At 66.6% G+C, this 18,231-nt stretch carries 18 protein-coding genes and 1 other RNA gene; 12 read left to right on the top strand and 7 right to left on the bottom strand.

Annotated elements, in window-relative coordinates:
- Positions 1 to 11: 11 nt before the first annotated feature.
- Complete coding sequence (locus IPK65_14150) at positions 12 to 1,571, bottom strand: 2,3-bisphosphoglycerate-independent phosphoglycerate mutase (protein MBK8164228.1); 1,560 nt, start codon at positions 1,569 to 1,571, stop codon at positions 12 to 14.
- 237 nt (positions 1,572 to 1,808) lie between these two features.
- Between IPK65_14150 and IPK65_14145 the strand changes: the two genes are divergently transcribed.
- The 4 genes from IPK65_14145 (at position 1,809) to IPK65_14130 (ending at position 4,555) form a co-directional block, all read left to right on the top strand.
- Entirely contained in the window at positions 1,809 to 2,234 is a 426-nt protein-coding gene (locus IPK65_14145; protein MBK8164227.1) for a rhodanese-like domain-containing protein, read from the top strand.
- A 93-nt stretch (positions 2,235 to 2,327) separates the two neighbouring features.
- Positions 2,328 to 2,804 (top strand): protein-export chaperone SecB, encoded by a 477-nt coding sequence (gene secB, locus IPK65_14140; GenBank protein ID MBK8164226.1) that lies wholly within the window; start codon positions 2,328 to 2,330, stop codon positions 2,802 to 2,804.
- 23 nt (positions 2,805 to 2,827) lie between these two features.
- On the top strand, positions 2,828 to 3,844 hold the full coding sequence (locus tag IPK65_14135; GenBank protein MBK8164225.1) for an NAD(P)-dependent glycerol-3-phosphate dehydrogenase: 1,017 nt from the start codon (positions 2,828 to 2,830) through the stop codon (positions 3,842 to 3,844).
- Between the two features lie 30 nt (positions 3,845 to 3,874).
- Complete coding sequence (locus IPK65_14130; GenBank protein MBK8164224.1) at positions 3,875 to 4,555, top strand: nucleotidyltransferase family protein; 681 nt, start codon at positions 3,875 to 3,877, stop codon at positions 4,553 to 4,555.
- Positions 4,556 to 4,737: 182 nt separating this feature from the next.
- Here IPK65_14130 and IPK65_14125 read toward each other — a convergent pair whose 3' ends face one another.
- Genes IPK65_14125 through IPK65_14110 form a run of 4 tightly spaced genes read right to left on the bottom strand, consistent with a single transcriptional unit; the run spans position 4,738 to position 9,104 of the window.
- Positions 4,738 to 5,916 (bottom strand): UbiH/UbiF/VisC/COQ6 family ubiquinone biosynthesis hydroxylase, encoded by a 1,179-nt coding sequence (locus IPK65_14125; protein ID MBK8164223.1) that lies wholly within the window; start codon positions 5,914 to 5,916, stop codon positions 4,738 to 4,740.
- Positions 5,917 to 5,966: 50 nt separating this feature from the next.
- Positions 5,967 to 7,208, bottom strand: a complete 1,242-nt coding sequence (gene ubiH, locus IPK65_14120) for a 2-octaprenyl-6-methoxyphenyl hydroxylase (protein ID MBK8164222.1) — start codon at positions 7,206 to 7,208, stop codon at positions 5,967 to 5,969.
- 5 nt (positions 7,209 to 7,213) lie between these two features.
- Positions 7,214 to 8,539: a Xaa-Pro aminopeptidase gene (gene pepP, locus IPK65_14115; protein MBK8164221.1), complete on the bottom strand. Its 1,326-nt coding sequence runs from the start codon at positions 8,537 to 8,539 to the stop codon at positions 7,214 to 7,216.
- 4 nt (positions 8,540 to 8,543) lie between these two features.
- Positions 8,544 to 9,104 carry a UPF0149 family protein gene (locus IPK65_14110; GenBank protein ID MBK8164220.1) on the bottom strand — a complete coding sequence of 187 codons (561 nt, stop codon included), beginning with the start codon at positions 9,102 to 9,104 and terminating at the stop codon, positions 8,544 to 8,546.
- Positions 9,105 to 9,292: 188 nt separating this feature from the next.
- Between IPK65_14110 and IPK65_14105 the strand changes: the two genes are divergently transcribed.
- From IPK65_14105 to IPK65_14080, 6 genes are all read left to right on the top strand, one after another.
- Complete coding sequence (locus tag IPK65_14105; protein MBK8164219.1) at positions 9,293 to 9,526, top strand: TIGR02449 family protein; 234 nt, start codon at positions 9,293 to 9,295, stop codon at positions 9,524 to 9,526.
- Positions 9,523 to 9,837, top strand: coding sequence for a cell division protein ZapA (locus tag IPK65_14100; protein ID MBK8164218.1), 315 nt, complete (start codon positions 9,523 to 9,525; stop codon positions 9,835 to 9,837). The genes IPK65_14105 and IPK65_14100 overlap by 4 nt, the downstream gene beginning before the upstream one ends.
- A 28-nt stretch (positions 9,838 to 9,865) precedes the next feature.
- A non-coding RNA gene (ssrS, locus tag IPK65_14095) (6S RNA) lies at positions 9,866 to 10,049 on the top strand.
- 60 nt (positions 10,050 to 10,109) lie between these two features.
- Positions 10,110 to 10,730: a 5-formyltetrahydrofolate cyclo-ligase gene (locus tag IPK65_14090; protein MBK8164217.1), complete on the top strand. Its 621-nt coding sequence runs from the start codon at positions 10,110 to 10,112 to the stop codon at positions 10,728 to 10,730.
- Positions 10,727 to 11,185 carry an EVE domain-containing protein gene (locus IPK65_14085; GenBank protein MBK8164216.1) on the top strand — a complete coding sequence of 153 codons (459 nt, stop codon included), beginning with the start codon at positions 10,727 to 10,729 and terminating at the stop codon, positions 11,183 to 11,185. Before IPK65_14090 ends, IPK65_14085 begins: the two co-directional genes overlap by 4 nt.
- Positions 11,186 to 11,532: 347 nt before the next feature.
- A complete protein-coding gene (locus IPK65_14080; GenBank protein MBK8164215.1) occupies positions 11,533 to 11,697 on the top strand; it encodes a hypothetical protein in 165 nt (54 codons plus the stop codon).
- 123 nt (positions 11,698 to 11,820) lie between these two features.
- Here IPK65_14080 and ilvA read toward each other — a convergent pair whose 3' ends face one another.
- A complete protein-coding gene (gene ilvA / locus IPK65_14075; protein MBK8164214.1) occupies positions 11,821 to 13,341 on the bottom strand; it encodes a threonine ammonia-lyase, biosynthetic in 1,521 nt (506 codons plus the stop codon).
- 128 nt (positions 13,342 to 13,469) lie between these two features.
- Here ilvA and rpiA point away from each other — a divergent pair, with 128 nt between their 5' ends.
- Complete coding sequence (gene rpiA, locus IPK65_14070) at positions 13,470 to 14,126, top strand: ribose-5-phosphate isomerase RpiA (GenBank protein ID MBK8164213.1); 657 nt, start codon at positions 13,470 to 13,472, stop codon at positions 14,124 to 14,126.
- Positions 14,127 to 14,158: 32 nt separating this feature from the next.
- Positions 14,159 to 14,362, top strand: a complete 204-nt coding sequence (locus tag IPK65_14065) for a DUF2905 domain-containing protein (protein ID MBK8164212.1) — start codon at positions 14,159 to 14,161, stop codon at positions 14,360 to 14,362.
- 9 nt (positions 14,363 to 14,371) lie between these two features.
- On the opposite strand, the gene IPK65_14060 is transcribed toward IPK65_14065, so the two are convergent.
- Positions 14,372 to 18,214: a DUF3683 domain-containing protein gene (locus IPK65_14060; GenBank protein ID MBK8164211.1), complete on the bottom strand. Its 3,843-nt coding sequence runs from the start codon at positions 18,212 to 18,214 to the stop codon at positions 14,372 to 14,374.
- Positions 18,215 to 18,231 lie beyond the last annotated feature (17 nt).

The raw sequence follows: 18,231 nt of genomic DNA, 5'->3' as shown, positions 1-18,231 counted from the left end.
GCACTATAATCTCAAGGCGCTGCGAGTTCCACCATGGTGCGGCCGCTCATCTCGGCGGGCGGTTGTATGCCCATCAGGTAGAGCATGGTGGGCGCGATATCGGACAGCGCCCCTTCGTGCACGATGCGCGCCGGACGGCCGACGTAGATGAACGGCACCGGATTGGAGGTATGCGCCGTATGCGCCTGGCCGGTGGACTCGTCGCTCATGCGCTCGGCGTTGCCGTGATCTGCGGTCACGATCATCTCGCCGCCGGCCTTGCGCAGGGCGTCGTACACCTGTCCGAGACAGCCGTCGATGGTCTCGATCGCGCGCACCGCGGCGGGGAGGTTGCCCGTGTGCCCGACCATGTCGGCGTTGGCATAGTTGCAGACGATGACGTCGAAGCGCCCGCTCTCGATGGCGGCGACCAGCCTGTCGGTAACCTCGCCCGCGCTCATCTCGGGCTTCAGGTCATAGGTGGCCACCTTCGGCGAGGGCACCAGGATGCGCTCTTCGCCCGGAAACTCGCGCTCCTCCCCGCCGTTGAAGAAGAAGGTGACGTGGGCGTATTTCTCGGTCTCCGCGATGCGCAGCTGGCACAGCCCGAGCCCGGCGACGTACTCTCCGAAACTGTTGCTGATGGACGAGGCGGGAAAGGCGACCGGGACGTCGAAATCCTTGCTGTACTCGGTGAGGGTGACAAACTCGCCCAGGCGCGGCCGCACCGCACGCTCGAAACCGTCGAAGCCCGGGTCGCAGAAGGCGCGCGTAAGCTGGCGCGCGCGGTCGGAGCGGAAATTCATGAACAGGATGACGTCGCCGTCCTCGACCCGCGCCGGCTGCCCGCCGCGCGGCACCACCAGCGTGGGCTTGACGAATTCGTCGGCTTCGCCGCGCGCGTAAGCCTGTTCCAGCGCCTGGCGCGCCGACTCGGAACTGTACCCGGCGCGGCCCGCGGCGATCAGGTCGTAGGCCTGTTGCGTACGCTCCCAGCGCCGGTCGCGGTCCATCGCGTAATAGCGCCCGACGATCGAGGCCACGCGCCCGCCACCGGCGGCGTCGAATACCCGCTCGACCGCCTCCAGATAGGCGTCTGCGCTTTTCGGCGGAGTATCGCGGCCGTCAAGGAAGGCGTGCAGGCAGACCCGCGCGCCCACGCGCTCGACCGCCAGGCGGATCATTGCGTACAGGTGCTCCTGATGGCTGTGTACACCGCCGGGTGACAGCAGTCCGAGGATGTGTACCGTACGGCCGGTATCTGCGGCCCTGGCGAGTGCGGCATTGATCACCGGGTTGGCCCGGAATTCGCCGGTGGAAATCGCGCGATCGATGCGCGTGATCTCCTGGTACACCACCCGGCCGGCGCCCATGTTGAGGTGGCCGACTTCGGAGTTGCCCATCTGGTCGGCGGGCAGACCCACGTAGTTGCCGGAACCCTGGATCAGTCCGTGCGGATAGTCCCGCCACAGGCGATCCCAGTTGGGCTTGCGCGCGGCGTGGATGGCGTTGTCGTGCGGATCCTCGCTGTAACCCCAGCCGTCGAGAATGATCAGGGCCAGTGGCCGGGGGCGTTTCGTGTGTGCGTTCATGGCTCCGATTTAGACCGGGTTTAACCTGATTCCTACCCGACTATATATAGGCGGATGAACCAAAGGCAATAATCTGTTTGAAAAAACGCACATTATTATACAAGTGCCACTTCAATGGAACGCCCCGCGGACCGCGCGCGGCGGGGCCGGGCGGGTAGCTGCACCGGACGAGATCGACTAAGCTATCTGCCATTTCCGTCCCGGCCGGGACGGACCCGACAACGGATCGTTCTCCACATGGATCAGATAGGCGACTTTATCCTCAACCACTGGCTGCTGTTTCTCTCGCTCGTGATCATCCTGTCCCTGCTGGCGGCGAGCGTCACGAAGGACCGCCTGCTCGGTTTCAAGGAGATCAAGCCGGCCGAGGCCGTCGAGATGATCAATCACCAGAACGCGGCCGTGCTGGACGTGCGGGAACCCGCGGAGTTTTCCGCCGGCCATATCCTCAACTCCGTCAATGTACCGCTGGCCGCGCTGGAGGACCGTATCGGTGAACTCGAGGCATGGCGCGGCCGGCCGGTCATCGTGTACTGCCGCACCGGTTCGCGCGCCGCGCGCGCCAGTGCGCTGTTGCGCAAAAAGGACTTCGCCACCGTCGTCAAGCTCTCCGGCGGCATTCTGGCCTGGGAGAGCGCCGGTCTGCCCTTGAACCGGGCCTAGATAGAACGACGCCGGGTAACATGTTAAGGTAGCCGGACTCGAAGACCGGGCGCCAGCACCGGATTATTGTGGAAAATCACCGAGGAATCCTCCATGTCGGATGCAAACCCCAAGCAGTTCGCCATCAAAAAGATCTACACCAAGGACATCTCCTTCGAGACCCCGAATTCCCCGCAGATATTTCAGGACGAGAAGAAATGGGCGCCCGAGGTTGACGTCAGCCTGAGCAACCGGAGCGCCGCGGTCGGCGAGGACATCTATGAAACCATCCTGTCGATCACCGTCACCTCCAAGCTCGACGAAAAGGTCGCCTATCTGGTCGAGGTGCACCAGGCCGGCCAGTTCTTTATCAAGGGCCTGCAGGAGGAAGAGCTGCGCGAACTGCTGGGCAGCTACTGCCCCAATCTGCTGTTTCCCTTCGTCCGCGAAGCGGTCTCCAGCCTGGTGGTCAAGGGCGGTTTCCCGCAGCTGCTGCTGGCGCCGGTGAATTTCGAGCTGCTGTACGCGCAGCACATGAAGGCCGTGCAGGTACAGCAGCAGAAGACCGCGCAGCCCCAGTCCGGGCACTGAGCGGGGTCGCGCGGCGCAACGACATGGCCGAGGACAACGCCGCCCCAATCCTCGTGATCGGCGCCGGATCGTGGGGGACGGCGCTCGCCATCCTGCTGGCCGGTAACGGCAACCCGGTGCTGCTCTGGGGCAATGATGCGGTGCAGCTCGCGGAACTGGCACGCCGCCGCCGGAACGATGCCTTTCTCCCCGGCATCCCCTTTCCGGACCGTCTCGAGATCGCACCCGACTGCGCCGCGGCGCTGGCGCGCGCGCGGGACGTGCTCATCGCCGCGCCCAGTGCCGCATTCCGGTCCGTAATACAGATGGTGAAACAGCACCGGCCGGAGGATGTGCGTCTGGCGTGGGGGACCAAGGGCCTCGAGCCCGGCCGCGGCCGGCTGCTGCACGAGCTGATCGGCGACGAATTTCCCGCCCGGCCTCCGCTCGCGGTGATCTCGGGTCCGACCTTCGCTGCGGAGGTAGCGCGCGGCCTGCCGACGGCCGTGACCGTGGCGGCGAACGATGCGGTATTCGCCGCCTCGCTCAGCCGCCGGCTCCATAACGAGTATTTCCGTGTCTACACCTCCACCGACATCGTCGGGGTCGAGATCGGCGGCGCGGTCAAGAACGTGCTGGCAATCGCAGCCGGCATCGCCGATGGACTCGGCTTCGGCGCCAACACGCGCGCGGCGCTGGTGACGCGCGGACTCACCGAGATCATGCGCCTCGGGGTCGCGCTGGGTGGCCGCCGCGAAACCTTCATGGGTCTCGCCGGCCTCGGCGACCTGGTGCTCACCTGTACCGATGACCAGTCGCGCAACCGCCGTCTCGGGCTCGCGCTCGGGCGCGGCCGGACCCTCGCACAGGCGGGCGCCGAGATCGGCCAGGTGATCGAGGGTGTCGAGACCGCGCGCGAGGTCGCCGTGCTCGCGCGCGCGCAGGGGATCGAAATGCCCATCGTCACCGAGGTGTACCGTGTGCTGCATGAGGGCAAGGACCCGCATGCAGCCGTTAAGGCCCTGTTCGGACGTGAGCAGAAGGCGGAAAATTTCGCCTGAAGCGGCGCGCACCGGGCGGAGGAGCGCGCGATGAAGGCGCTGCTCCTCGCCGCGGGGCGTGGCGAGCGCATGCGCCCCCTCACCGACGCGGTCCCGAAACCGCTGCTCGAAGCGGGCGGCCACAGCCTGATCGAATTCCACCTGCACGCGCTGGCGCGTTCCGGCATCACCGACATCGTCATCAACCACGCGCATCTCGGCGCGCAGATCGAATCCCGCCTCGGCGACGGCGCGCGCTACGGTGTGCGCATCGTGTATTCGCCCGAAGGGGCGCGCGGACTGGAGACCGGGGGCGGTATCTACCACGCCCTGCCGCTGCTCGGCCCCGGGCCGTTCCTCGTGGTGAACGCCGACATCTGGACCGAGTATCCGTTCGCGCGCCTGCCACAGGCGCCGCGCGCACTGGCGCATCTCGTGCTGGTGCCCAATCCCGACCATCATACTGCGGGGGATTTCACCCTCGACGATGGCCGCGTCGGCAACGGGTCGGAGGCGCGCTACACCTTCAGCGGCATCGGACTGTACCGGCCCGAGTTGTTTGATTCATGCAGGCCCGGGGCATTCCCACTCGCGCCGCTGCTGCGCGCGGCGGCCGCGCGCGGCGCGGTCAGCGGCGAACTGTACACAGGCGGCTGGATGGATATCGGTACACCGGAACGCCTGGCCGCGCTCGATCGGCATCTGCGCACGCGGACATCGGCTTCTTCCTAGACTTTCTCGTTCGGAACAAGGACCGGAGACGGGTCGAAAACCGTATCGTCACGCCGCAGTGACGTCGTGCCATCGTATATAGGGGCCGGGGACAGATTGAACTCTGTCCCATCGTAGCGCGCCTGACTCCGTGCGATGATCGACAAGGACCGGGGACGGACTTAAAATCCGTCCCCGAGTAATCAGATGTACGCCTGGCGGGCCAGCCGCGGGAGGTCGCCGCGCAGTCCCATGGCGCGGCGGATGATCGCATGCTTGAGCGGTGCGGCGGCGTCGGCGAGGTCGAGACCGAGGTTGCGGGCGATGCACAACAGCGGCGCGGCGGATCCGAACAGGCGCTTGAACCCGTCCATCGCCAGCATCATCTGCAGATTATCGCCCTTGCGCCAGCGCTCATAGCGCCGCAGCACGCGCGGCGCGCCGATGTCCGCGCCTGCCGCCGCCGCGTCGAGCACCGCCTCGGCGAGCGCGGCCGCGTCGAGCAGGCCGAGGTTGACACCCTGCCCCGCCAGCGGATGGATGATGTGCGCGGCATCGCCGATCAGCGCCGCGCGCGGCGCGATGTAACTGGCGGCGTGCTGCAGGCGGAGCGGGAACGCACCGCGGCCGCCCGCCGCGGTGATGCGGCCGAGGCGATACTCGAAAGCGGCGGCGAGCCGCTCCATGAACTCCTCCTCGGCAAGCCGCAGCAGCTCCTGCGCCTGCGCCGGTTCCGTCGACCACACGATCGAGCTGCGGCCGTCGCGCAGCGGCAGGAAGGCGAGCGGACCCTGCGGGAGAAAGCGCTGCCATGCCGTCTCCTGGTGCGGCAGCTCCGTCGCCACGGTGGCGACCAGCGCCTCCTGGGCGTAACTCCATCCGCGCGTGCCGATACCGGCGAGCTGCCGCACGCGTGAGGCGGCACCGTCAGCGCCGACCACCAGGCGCGCGTCGAACGCGGTGGCGTCTGACAATTCGATGCGAATCGATGCCTCCATCGGTGTCAGGGTCGCGAGTCCGGCCGGACAGTGCAGAGTAACATTGCCGAATTCGCGCGCGCGCTCCAGCAGCGTGCGCTGGATGACGCGGTTTTCCACGATGTGGCCGAGATGCGGCTCGCCGATCTCGGCGCAGTCGAACCGGATCGAGCCGGCGCCACCCGCATCCCATACCAGCATGCGGTCGAACGGGCTGACGCCGAGTTCGACCATCGCTCGCCAGGCGCCGATCCGGCGGAAGATCTGCCGCGAGGCCGCGGTGAGCGCGGAGACGCGCACATCCACCGAATCGGCGGGCCAGTCCGCCGGCGGCGGAGCGGCCTCCACCAGGGCGACGCGCAGCCCGCCCTCGGCCAGACAGCAGGCCAGCGTCGCGCCGACCATGCCGGCGCCGACGATCGCGACGTCGCAGCCCAGCTCCGTCGCCGCGGCCGTCACAGCGGCAGGCCGCGCGCGAGGCGCGGCTGGCGGCCGGCGAGACCCATGGCGCGGCGCATCAGCGCGCGCTTCACCGGCGGCAGCAGATCGACCAGCACCATGCCGGCGTTGCGCGCCAGCACCAGCGGTGCGAAGTCGTTGGAGAACAGGCGCACCAGGCCGTCGGTCACGCGCAGCACATGCTCCTGGTCGCGCCGGCGCCAATCCTCGTACCGGGCAAGCACGGCACGACCACCGATATCGCCTCCCGTCGCCGCGGCATCGCACACCACTTCGGCCAGCGCGGCAACGTCGCGCAGTCCCAGGTTGAAACCCTGGCCCGCGATCGGATGCAGGGTGTGCGCCGCGTTGCCGATCAGGGCCAGCCGCGCCGCGGAGTAGCGGTGCGCGCGGACCAGCGCGAGCGGGTAGGAGGCGCGTGCGCCGACGCGCAGCAGGCGGCCGAGGCGCATGCCCAGGCGCGCCTGGAGCCGCGCGAGGAATTCCCCGTCGGGGAGCGCCTCGACGGCCGCGCACTGCTCCGTGCGCACGGTCCACACCAGCGCGCAGCGTTCGTCTCTCATGGGGAGCAGGGCGAGCGGCCCGCTGTCGGTGAAGCGCTCATAGGCGATGTTGCGGTGCGGCCTTTCCGGCGTCAGGTTGGCGATGATCGCGCTCTGGCCGTATTCCGCACGCTGCACGCCGATGCCGCTCCAGCGCCGCACGCCCGACTCGGCGCCGTCTGCCCCGACCAGGAGGCGGGTCGTCACGGTGCGCGTCGCGCCGCCCTGTTCGATACGCACGCGCACGTGGTCGGGTGCGGCCTCCATCGCGCTGACCCGCGCCGGACTGATCAGTTCGGCCTGCGGGAGCGCGGCCAGCGTCGCGGAGAAGACCCGGCCCAGCGCGCGGCTCTCGGCCACGTAGCCGAGTGCGTCGAAGCCGTACGCCGCGGCGCGCATGCGCGCGGCGCCGAAATGGCCGCGGTCGGAGACGTGGATCTGCTCGATCGGGGCCGCCGCGGCAGAGATCTCCCGCCACAGCCCCATGCCCTCGAAGATGCGCCGCGTGCCGTAGGCGAGCGCGATGGAACGGTCGTCGTAACTGGGTTGCGCGGTGGCACCGAAGGGGACGGATTCGACCACACCGATGCGCAGGGGGCGGCGCGCGAGGGCACAGGCGAGGCTGGCGCCGACCATGCCTCCGCCCACGATCAGGACGTCGAAATCGCCCGCTGTCCGGTCGGATGTGTCGGCCATGCCGTTCAGGCCGCCATCAGGGACTCGATCTCGGCCACGGTCTTGGGTACGCCGTGGGTGAGCACCTCGCTGCCGCCGCGCGTCACCAGTACGTCATCCTCGATGCGCACACCGATGTTCCACCACTTCTTCGCCACCCCCTTGCTGCCGGCGGGGATGTACAGACCGGGCTCGACGGTCAGCACCATGCCCGGCTCGAGCAGGCGCCAGCTGTCTCCGATCTTGTAATCGCCGACGTCGTGCACGTCCATGCCGAGCCAGTGCCCGGTGCGGTGCATGAAGAAGCGCTGATAGGCGCGCTTCCTGATCAGCGTGCGTGCGTCCCCCTTCAGCAGTCCAAGCCTGACCAGGCCCTGGGTCAACACACGCACGGCGGCATCATGCGGGTCGTTCCAGTGGTTACCCGGCCGCACCTTGGCGATGGCCGCGTGCTGCGCCGCGAGCACCAGTTCATAGACGGCGCGCTGGGCCGGACTGAAACGGCCGTTGACCGGGAAGGTGCGCGTGATGTCGGCGGCGTAGCCGCGGTACTCGGCGCCGGCGTCGATCAGCACGAGATCGCCGTCGGCGAGCACGGCATCATTGTCGGTGTAGTGCAGGATGCAGGCGTTGGGCCCGCCGCCTATGATGGGCGGATAGGCGTGGCTGCGCGCACCGCGGCGGATAAACTCATGGGAGAGTTCTGCCTCCAGCTGGTACTCCAGCATGCCCGGCCGGCACGCCCGCATGGCGCGGCAGTGCGCCTCGGCCGAGATCTCGGCCGCACGACGCATGGTGGCCACCTCGTCGCGGCTCTTGAACAGGCGCATCTCGTGCAGCAGGTGCTCCAGCGAGACGATCTCGTCGGGCGGATGAACCCCGGCGCGCGACTTGCGCCGGATGACCTTCAGCCATTCCGTGATGCGCTGATCGAAATCCGGATTGCTGCCCATCGTGTAATACACCTTGGCGCGATTTTCGAGCAGTCCGGGCAGGAGATCGTCGATCGCATCGACGGGATGCGCCTCGTCCGCGCCGAAATGAACGCGCACGCCCTCCGGGCCGTGGCGCGGACCGGTCCAGAGTTCCATCTTGGGGTCGCGTTCCCGGCAGAACAGGATGAACTCGCCGCCGCTGCGTCCTGGCACCAGCACCGCGACGGACGCCGGCTCCTCGAAACCGGTCAGGTAATAGAAGTCGCTCTCCGGGCGGTAGGGATACTCGACATCGCGGTTGCGCAGCACAACCGGGGCGGTGGGCAGAATGGCGATGCTGTCGCGACCCATCATCTGCATGAGCCGCCGGCGCCGGCGGGCGAATTCTCTAACATCTGTACTCTTCGGTTTGCTCATGGCTTCAATGTATCACCCTGTCGTCGCCTGCCCCGGCGCGCTCGGCCTCCAGCGTCTCGAACACCAGGATGACGCCGACGCGCAGGTATTCTATCAATTCCGCGTACGCCGCCTCGCCGGGCTCGCCTTCATCGTCGTCTGTGGATGCGCTGGATATCTCCACGATGTCCTCGGTGATCTCCCGCACCTCCTCGGGCAGCACATTGGTGTCTTCCACCCCGCCGGCCGCGAGACCGTACAGGAATCCCTGGCACCATTCCGTCATCGCCTCCGCGCGCAACTGCAGGGGCTGGGTATCGTCCGGCAGCAGCAGGGAGAAGGCGAACTCCTCATCGCGCAACTGGCCGAGCGTCTCGCGGTACAGGCGCGTAAGCTCCGTCCACGCCTCCGCACCGGCCGGCTCGGCCGAATCGGCCGCCCGTTCCTCGCGCACCAGGGCCATCCATGCGTCCTCCGCGGCGGGCCCGCGCGCGCACAACAGCCCGCACAGGACGCCGTGGCTTTCCGCGGCGTCGGTGGCGACCCCCAGCCGACGCAAGGCGGCATTGACCAGCGACCAATCCATAAGCTAACCCGTCATACCTTGCACATGATTTTGAAAAATGAACAGAATCGCCGCCGGCCCGCCCAACGACGCGGAGCGGACACCGTATGCCAATGATAAAGAAAAACCCCCGCACAGGCGATGCCTTCGCGCACCGGGGCGTCCGGCGACCATTGACCGTCGGAAGGCTCCGATCTATAGTGCCCGATATGACTTCGAAACAGATCAACTCCCCGCAAAAACTCGATCTCGACCTGCTGACGCTCCGCATCGAGGAGCTCATCAAGCTGTGCGAGCGCCTGCGCGAGGAAAACAACCGGCTCAAGGCCGCCCATGCCCAGCTGCAGGTGACCCAGACCCGCCTGACCGACAAGAACGACTTGTCGCGCGCCAAGATCGAGGCCATGATCTCGCGGCTCAAGACCCTGGAAGTCGAGCTATGAAATCCGACCCGGTCGCGATCACCATCAATATCCTCGACAAGGAGTTCCGCATCGCCTGCCCGGATGAGGAACGGGAGGCGCTGCAGCGCTCGGCCCAGTATCTCAATGGCAAGATGCGGGAGGTGCGCGAATCCGGCAAGGTGGTCGGCATCGACCGCATTTCCGTCATGGCGAGCCTCAACATCGTCCATGAACTGCTGCAGTACCGCGCCGGCATTGCGGATTACGACCGCCAGGTGGCGCCCAAACTGCTCGCCCTGCAAAACCGCGTCGAACAGGTGCTCGACAAGAACCGGCAGATTGAATTTTAAGCCGGAGTGGCGGATGATGGGTTTCGGGTATCCCCTGCGACGTTCGTTAGCGAACCTGTACTACTCTTGAGCCTATTACTAAGCCCGGGGGACTGAGTGTCGATATCTTTGTGCATGTCCGCCAGCGGCGGAAAGCCTGTGATGTCGCCGACGTCCCCACCTGAACCATTGGTTCAAGGGCGAAAGTTCGCAACGGCGCCTGCGGAGGATGCCCCCTTACACCTTTTCCGCGCACACCGGCCTCGACCCTGCTTCCACCCACTGTTTCAACCGTGTCCGAACGCGCGCGCATCCGCCGGGAACTCAGGGACAGGCGCCGCCGGCTGAGCGCGGCCGACCGCCGTGCGGCGGCCCGGCGCATGACGCGCATCGCCGCCGCCAGCCACGTCTTCCGCAACAGCAGGCGTATCGGTCTGTATCTGCCCAACGACGGCGAGATGGATCCGCGCCCGCTGCTGCGGCGCGCCCGGACCATGCGCAAGCAGTGTTACCTGCCGGTACTCGACACCCTCGGATCGAACCGGCTCTGGTTTACGCCCTATCGCGCCGGCGACGCACTGCAAACCAATCGCTTCGGCATCCCCGAGCCCGCGCGCGCGGTGCGCGGGCGGGTGCGGGCGGGTGCGCTCGACCTGATACTCGCGCCCCTCGTCGCCTTCGACCGCCGTGGCAACCGCCTCGGCATGGGCGGCGGCTATTATGACCGCAGCCTGGCGTTCCTCCGCCATCGTCGCCTGTGGCGCCGACCGCACCTGTACGGACTCGCCTTCGAGTTCCAGCAGGTGGACCGTCTGCACGCCGCCGGCTGGGACGTCGCGCTCGACGGCTGCTTCAGCGACGAGCGCCGGCATGTGTTCCGGAATACGCCGCCAGGGGCACGAAGCTCACGATGAATCACTGGCTGCTCAAATCGGAACCCGATGTGTTTTCCATCGGCGACCTGGCGCGGCGGCCCGGCCGCATGGAGCACTGGGACGGCGTGCGCAATTACCAGGCGCGGAACTATCTGCGGGACGGCATGCGGCGCGGCGATCTCGCCTTTTTCTACCACTCCAGCTGCGCCGTACCCGGCATCGCCGGGATCATCGAGATCGTGTGCGAAGGCTATCCAGACAACACCGCCCTGGACCCCGCCAGCCCCTACCATGATCCCGCCTCGACACCGGATACGCCGCGCTGGTACATGGTGGACGTGCGGCTGCGACGCGCATTCAAGCGCATCATCAGCCTGCCGGAACTGAAAGCATGCCCCGCGCTGGCGGGCATGCCGCTGCTCGGGCGCGGCAACCGGCTTTCCGTCATGCCGGTAACTCCGGAGCAATGGAGCGCGATCCTCGCGCTCGAATAGTCGCCGGCTGTCTCGCACGCCGTTCGCTGCGCGCCGGCGGGTAATGCTTGCATCGCGGCGCGCGAGACGATTCTCTCCAGTGATCAAACGCTTTCACCCGGCAGCGAAAGCCTGCGCGACACATGCGAAGCACTGCATTCCGCGGTGAATCTCATGCGCTGAAGACTGCTGTCGAGCGATCGTTCGCACCCGCGCACGCGCGTCGCCGGAAATAAATTCGATGCGAACTCAAGATTACTTCGCGAACGTCGATACACAGAGTCGAATGCAAAATTTTGCACGAGAGACTAGCATTATGTGCAAAGATGTTTATACTACACTTGCGTTTAACACTTGGAGGATTGTCAATGGCCACTAAGAAAGCAGCAGCCAAGAAGAAAACAGTAACCAAGAAGAAGGCAGTAGCGAAGAAGAAAGCGGGCACCAAGAAGAAAGCCGCCCCCAAGAAGAAAGCGGCGAAGAAGAAGGCCGCTCCCAAGAAGAAGAGAAAGGCAGCAGCAAAGAAGAAGTAAGTAACATCAGGACAGGCACGGGCTCTCTATCACGGGGCCCGTGCCCCTGAGAAAGCAAAAAGGCCCGTATTTACGGGCCTTTTTGCTTTCCGGAGTTACCGCGCGGTGAACGCCGGCGGCGCTTCAGTACCCCTCGAGGAACAGCTTGTACACCGGGTTGTCGCTCTCCTCCCAATACTTGTAACCGAGGTTGTCGAGAAAGGTTTGCAGTTCCGGCTTGTCGCGCGCCGGCACCTGCACGCCCACCAGCACGCGACCGTAGGCGGCGCCGTGATTGCGGTAATGAAACAGGCTGATGTTCCAGCGCCGGCCGATGCAACTGAGAAATTCCAGCAGTGCGCCCGGCCGCTCCGGGAACTCGAAACGGTAGAGCACCTCGTCCTTGAGCCCCTGCGTACGTCCACCGACCATATAACGCACATGCAGCTTGGCCATCTCGTTGTCGGTCATGTCCGTCACCGGATAGCCGTGCTCGCGCAGCAGGCGGATGATGGCCTGCCGACCCTCGCCCGCGCGCGCCACATCGATGCCCGCGAACACGTGCGCCCGGCTGGCATCGGCATAGCGATAATTGAATTCGGTGACATTGCGTCGGCCGATCACACGGCAGAAATTCAGGAAACTGCCCGGCTGCTCGGGGATCGTCACCGCCAGCAGCGCCTCGCGCCGCTCACCGACGTCGGCACGTTCCGACACATGGCGCAGACGGTCGAAATTGATGTTGGCGCCGCTATCGATGGCGATCAGGCGCATATTGCTTAGTCCTTCACGCTCAACGTATTTTTTCAATCCGGCCACGGCCAGGGCGCCGGCCGGCTCAGCGATGGAGCGGGTGTCGTCGAAGATGTCCTTGATGGCCGCGCAGATCTCATCGGTGGACACCAGCAGTACCTCGTCGACGCACTTGCGGGCGATGCGGAAAGGTTCCTTGCCGACCTGATGCACCGCCACGCCGTCCGCGAAGATGCCCACCTGGGCGAGCCGCACGCGGCGCCCCTGCCTGAGTGCGTGATGCATGGACGGGGCGTCGTCCGGCTCCACCCCGATCACCTTGATGCGCGGATAAAGCGTCTTAACGTAGGCGGCAACGCCCGCGATCAGGCCACCGCCGCCGACCGGGACAAAGATCGCGTGAATGAGGTCGGGATCGCGGCGCAACAGCTCCTGGGCGATGGTGCCCTGGCCGGCGATGACGTCCGGATCGTCGTAGGGATGGATGAACGTCAGGTCCTGCGCGGCGGCAAGCCCGTACGCATGGGCACAGGCCTCGTCGTAGGTGTCGCCGTGCAGCACGATGCGCGCGCCGAAACTGCGCACGGCGTCGATCTTGATTGCCGGGGTGGTGGCCGGCATCACGATCAAGGCCTTGATGCCGAGCTTGCGCGACGCCAGCGCGACGCCCTGCGCATGATTGCCCGCCGAGGCGGCAATCACGCCGCCCCGGTGCCCGCCGGCAACCAGCCTGGCAAGCTTGTTATATGCGCCGCGCAGCTTGAACGAGAACACCGGCTGCAGGTCTTCGCGTTTGAGCAGTACGGTATTTTTCGTGCGCTTGGACAGCGATGGCATCGGATCGAGCGGGGTTTCGCGGGCCACATCGTAGACCTGCGCCTTTAAAATACGGGTGAGATAGTCTTTGGGCATCGGCATAAAGTATCAATTAAGCAACCTCCTGCCTAGGTCCGAGCCGAAGGGCGTGCGCCCGGCGACGCCCATGACAGCGCGACTGCGGATCGGTATCATCTGAAAACACCCATTGACGAGGACCTGCGATGACGCGCGACGAACAGAAGAAACAGGCCGCCGAGGCCGCCCTCGAATACATCGAAGCGGGCGCCGTAGTCGGCGTGGGGACGGGCTCCACCGCGAACTTCTTCATCGACGCGCTGGCCCGCATCAAACACAGGATCGATGGCACCGTGGCGAGTTCCGAGGCCTCGGCTGCGCGCCTCAAGGGCCATGGCATCCCGGTGCTCGATCTGAACGCGGTCGACGAGATTCCGGTCTACGTCGACGGCGCCGACGAGAGCAACCGCCACCTGCAGCTCATCAAGGGCGGCGGCGGCGCGCTCACGCGCGAGAAGATCGTCGCGGCCGCCAGCCGCAAATTCATCTGCGTGGCGGACGACTCCAAGCTGGTCGACGTGCTGGGCAAATTCCCGTTGCCGATCGAGGTGATACCGATGGCGCGCAGCTATGTCGCGCGCGAGCTCGTCAAGCTGGGCGGCCGCCCGGTGCTGCGCGACAAGTTCGTCACCGACAACGGCAATGTGATTCTCGACGTGCACGGCCTGCAGATCCTGGACGCCGGCCGGCTCGAGGCCGATATCAACAACCTGGTCGGCGTGGTTACCAACGGCCTGTTCGCGCGCCGCCCGGCGGATGTCCTCCTGCTCGGCACACCGGACGGCGTGCGCACGCTGACCTGAGGCTGACCCGGACCGGACGCCGTGGATCCCGCATGTCACGGTTGCTGATCACGCTGGGTGTCGTGCTGGTCGTGCTGGGGCTCGCGTGGCCGTGGCTGCAGAAGAGCGGGCTCGGGCGTCTTCCGGGCGATATCATCATCGAGCGCGACGGCTTCCGCCTCTACTTCCCGCTCACCACATCGCTGATCGTCAGCCTGGCGCTGGGCCTGCTGTTCTGGGTGTGGCGCGGCAAATGACCCGCCCCGCTACAAGAGGACGCGCTCGATCCCGCCGTGACGCGCCTTGTCGATGAAGGCCTGCTGCCAGCCTTCACCGAGTACATGCCGGGCCAGCTCGACCACGATGTAATCGGTCTCCACACCGGTGTCCTCGCCATAGCGCGCGAGGCCCTGCTGGCAGGCCGGGCATGAAGTGAGCAGCTTGACCTCGCCGTTGGCGGCCTGCGGCTTGCCGGTGAGCTTCGCTATCCCCTGGTGCAGTTCTTCCTGCTTGCGGAAACGCACCTGGGTGGCGATGTCGGGGCGCGCGACGGCGAACGAGCCGGCCTCGCCGCAGCAGCGGTCCGACAGCGTGGCCGGCTGCCCGAGCAGGCGGGCGGTGACCTGCAGCGGGTCGTAGGTCTTCATCGGACTGTGGCAGGGGTCGTGATAGAGGTATTGCACGCCTTTCACACCTGTAAGCCGCACACCCTTCTCCATCAGATACTCGTGGATGTCGAGCAGGCGGCAGCCCGGGAAGATCTTCTCGAATTCGTACTTGAGCAGCTGGTCCATGCAGGTGCCGCAGGACACGATCACCGTCTTGATGTCCAGGTAATTCACGGTATTCGCGATGCGATGAAACAGCACGCGGTTGTCGGTGGTGATGCGGCGCCCGCGCACCTCGTCCCCGCTCGACAGCTGCGGATAGCCGCAGCACAGGTAGCCCGGAGGCAACAGTGTCTGCGCGCCGACCTCGTACAGCATCGCCAGGGTGGCGAGCCCGATCTGGCTGAACAGGCGCTCGGAGCCGCAGCCGGGGAAATAGAACACTGCGTCGGACTGCTCGTTCACCCGGGCGGCATCGCGCACGATAGGGATGACCGATTCATCCTCCAGCCCGAGCAGGGCGCGCGTGGTCTTCGCGGGCAGACCCGCCGGCAGCGGTTTCTTGACGAAATGGACGATCTGCGCGGCCACCTTCACCGCGCCGGTGGTGGCGGCCGGGCGCGCCGGCGGCCCCGGCGGGGTGAAGGCCTTCACCACCCTGTGCGCGAGGCGCTGCGCGCGGTAACCCCACTCGATCATGCCCTTGCGCAGCAGCTTGACAGTGGCCGGGTCGGTCACGTTGAGGAAGGCCATCGACAGCCGCGTGCCGAAATTGGAGCGTCGGCCGGCGCGCTCGCGCAGGATGGTGCGCATGCGGATGGTGACATCCCCGAAGTCGATGTCGACCGGGCATGGGGAGAGGCAGCGGTGGCACACCGTGCAGTGGTCGGCAACGTCGTTCATCTCGTCGAAGTGGCGAATCGAGATGCCGCGCCGGGTCTGCTCCTCGTACAGGAAGGCCTCGATGATCAGCCCGGTGGCGAGGATCTTGTTGCGCGGCGAATAGAGCAGATTGGCGCGCGGCACGTGGGTGGTGCACACCGGTTTGCACTTCCCGCAGCGCAGGCAGTGGCGGATGTCGTCGTTGAGCGCGCCGAGCGCGCTGTCCTCCAGGATCAGCGCCTCCTGCTGCACCAGGCGCAGCGAGGGCGTGTAGGCGTTGGCAAGGCCCGAGCCCGGCATCAGCTTGCCGCGGTTGAAGTGTTCCTGCGGATCGACGCGCCGCTTGTAGTCGACAAAATCCGCCAGCGCGGCCGGATCCAGGTAGCGCAGCTTGGTGATGCCGATGCCGTGCTCACCCGAGATCACCCCGCCGAGCTCGCCGGCCAGCGCCATGACGCGGTCCACGATGCGATCGGCCTCCTGCAGCATGGCGTAGTCGTTGGAGTTGACCGGAATGTTGGTGTGGATATTTCCGTCGCCGGCATGCATGTGCAGGGCGACGAACAGGCGGCCTGAACGGATCGCCGCATGGATCTCGTCGATGCGCTTGTGCACCGGCTCGAAGCCGCGACCGCCGAAGATCTCCTTGAGCGGCCGCTCGACCTCGCCGCGGAAGGAGATGCGCAGGTCGCGCCGCAGCAGCAGTTCAAGGACGCGGTCGCCCGGCCGCAGCCGCGCCCGCGCCGCCTCGTCGAACAGGCCGGATTGCATCGCGGCGTCCGCGTCCAGCGAGGCGAGGAGCCCGGACCAGCGCCGCTCCACCTGCTCCAGCAGCGCGCGCGCGGCGGCGCGCTTCGAGGCCACGATGGCATCACCTTCGCGGCTGCGCTCGGCGTCGTCCCCCAGCCGCAGCGCGGGAAACTCCTCGGCGAGGAAGCGCGCGAGCGCCTGGACAATGCGCAGCTTGTTGCCGATGGATTGCTCGATGTTGATGCGCTCCACACCGGCGGTGTACTCGGCGAGGCGGTCGAGGGGAATCACCACGTCCTCGTTGATCTTGAAGGCGTTGGTGTGGGCGGCGATGGCGGCGGTACGCGTGCGGTCCTCCCAGAAGCGCCGGCGCGCCTCCGGGCTGGCGGCGATGAAGCCCTCGCCCTCGCGCTGGTTGGCCAGCCGCACGATGCCCGAGGCGGCCTCGGCGACGGCGCGCTCCTCGTCGCCGGCGAGGTCGATCAGCAGGATCATCTTGGGCAGCTCGCGGCGCGGCGCCTTGGTGCTGTAATTGACCGCGCGCAGATAGCGCTCGTCGAGGTGCTCGAGCCCGGACAGCAGCACGTCGCCCTGCCCCTCTACGTAGGCCTTGATGTCGACAATGGCGCGCACCGCAGGACCGATGTCGCTGCCGAAGAACTCAAGGCACAGCGTGCGCTGGTGCCTGGGCATGCGGTGGAGGATGAATATCGCCGAGGTGATCAGCCCGTCGCATCCTTCCTTCTGCACACCGGGCAGGCCGCCGAGGAACTTGTTCGTCACGTCCTTGCCCAGGCCCTGCTTGCGAAACAGCGCCCCCGGCATCCGCAGGACCTCGGTCTCGCCGTGCGGCGTCCTGCCGTCGGCCTCGAAGCGCCGCAGGAGGAATTCCACCGTCTGCTGGTCGTGGATTTTGCCGAGGTTGTGGTTGATGCGCTCAACCTCCAGCCAGCGTGCGTCCGGCGTCACCATGCGCCAGGACACCAGGTTGTCGACCGCGGTGCCCCACAGCACGGCCTTCTTGCCGCCCGCGTTCATGGCGATATTGCCGCCGATGGTGGAGGCGTCCTGCGAGGTCGGATCGACGGCGAACACAAGCCCCGCGCCGTCCGCCCGCTCCATCACGCGCCTGGTGACGACGCCGCACTCGGCGCGCACCGTGGGTACCTGGCCGGGGACGCCCGGGAGCGCGCGATCCTCGACCTTGCCCAGTCCTTCGAGCTTCTCGGTATTGATGACGGCGGTATTCTCGTGCAGCGGCACTGCGCTGCCGGTGTAGCCGGTGCCGCCGCCGCGCGGGATCAGCGTCAGCCCGAGTTCGATGCAGGCCTCCACCACGCCCTGCACCTCGGCCTCGGAATCGGGGGATATGACCACGAAGGGGAATTCAACGCGCCAGTCCGTGGCATCGGTGACGTGGGCAATACGGGCAAAGCCGCTGAAGTCGATATTGTCGCGGCGCGTAACGCGGGCCAGCCGCTTCAGCGCCTTGCGGCGCAGCGCGCGCTGCTTCGACAGGCCGGAGGCGAAGCGGTCGACCGCCGCACGCACCGCGCGTGACAGCGTGGCGGCCAGCTCGTTGCCCTCGGTGCGCGCCTCGACCTGGTCGAGCCGCTGATAGAGCGCGCGCACGAGCGAATCGCGCCGCCCGGGATTTTCCAGCAGATCATCCTGGATATACGGATTTCGGCTCACCACCCACATGTCGCCCAGCACCTCGAACAGCATGCGGGCCGAATGCCCGGTGCGGCGGGAGGCGCGCAGGTGGTTGATCACCTCCCACATCGGGCTGCCCAGGAAGCGGGCGACGATCTCCTGGTCCGAAAATGAGGTGTAGTTATAGGGAATTTCGCGTAGGCGTGCCGACATGAATAGGGGCCTTGAGC

The organism is Gammaproteobacteria bacterium, assembly GCA_016712635.1.
GTDB lineage: Bacteria > Pseudomonadota > Gammaproteobacteria > SZUA-140 > SZUA-140 > JADJWH01.
Note: the sequence above shows the minus strand (reverse complement) of the source record. Positions and strands in the feature narration are given on the sequence as shown.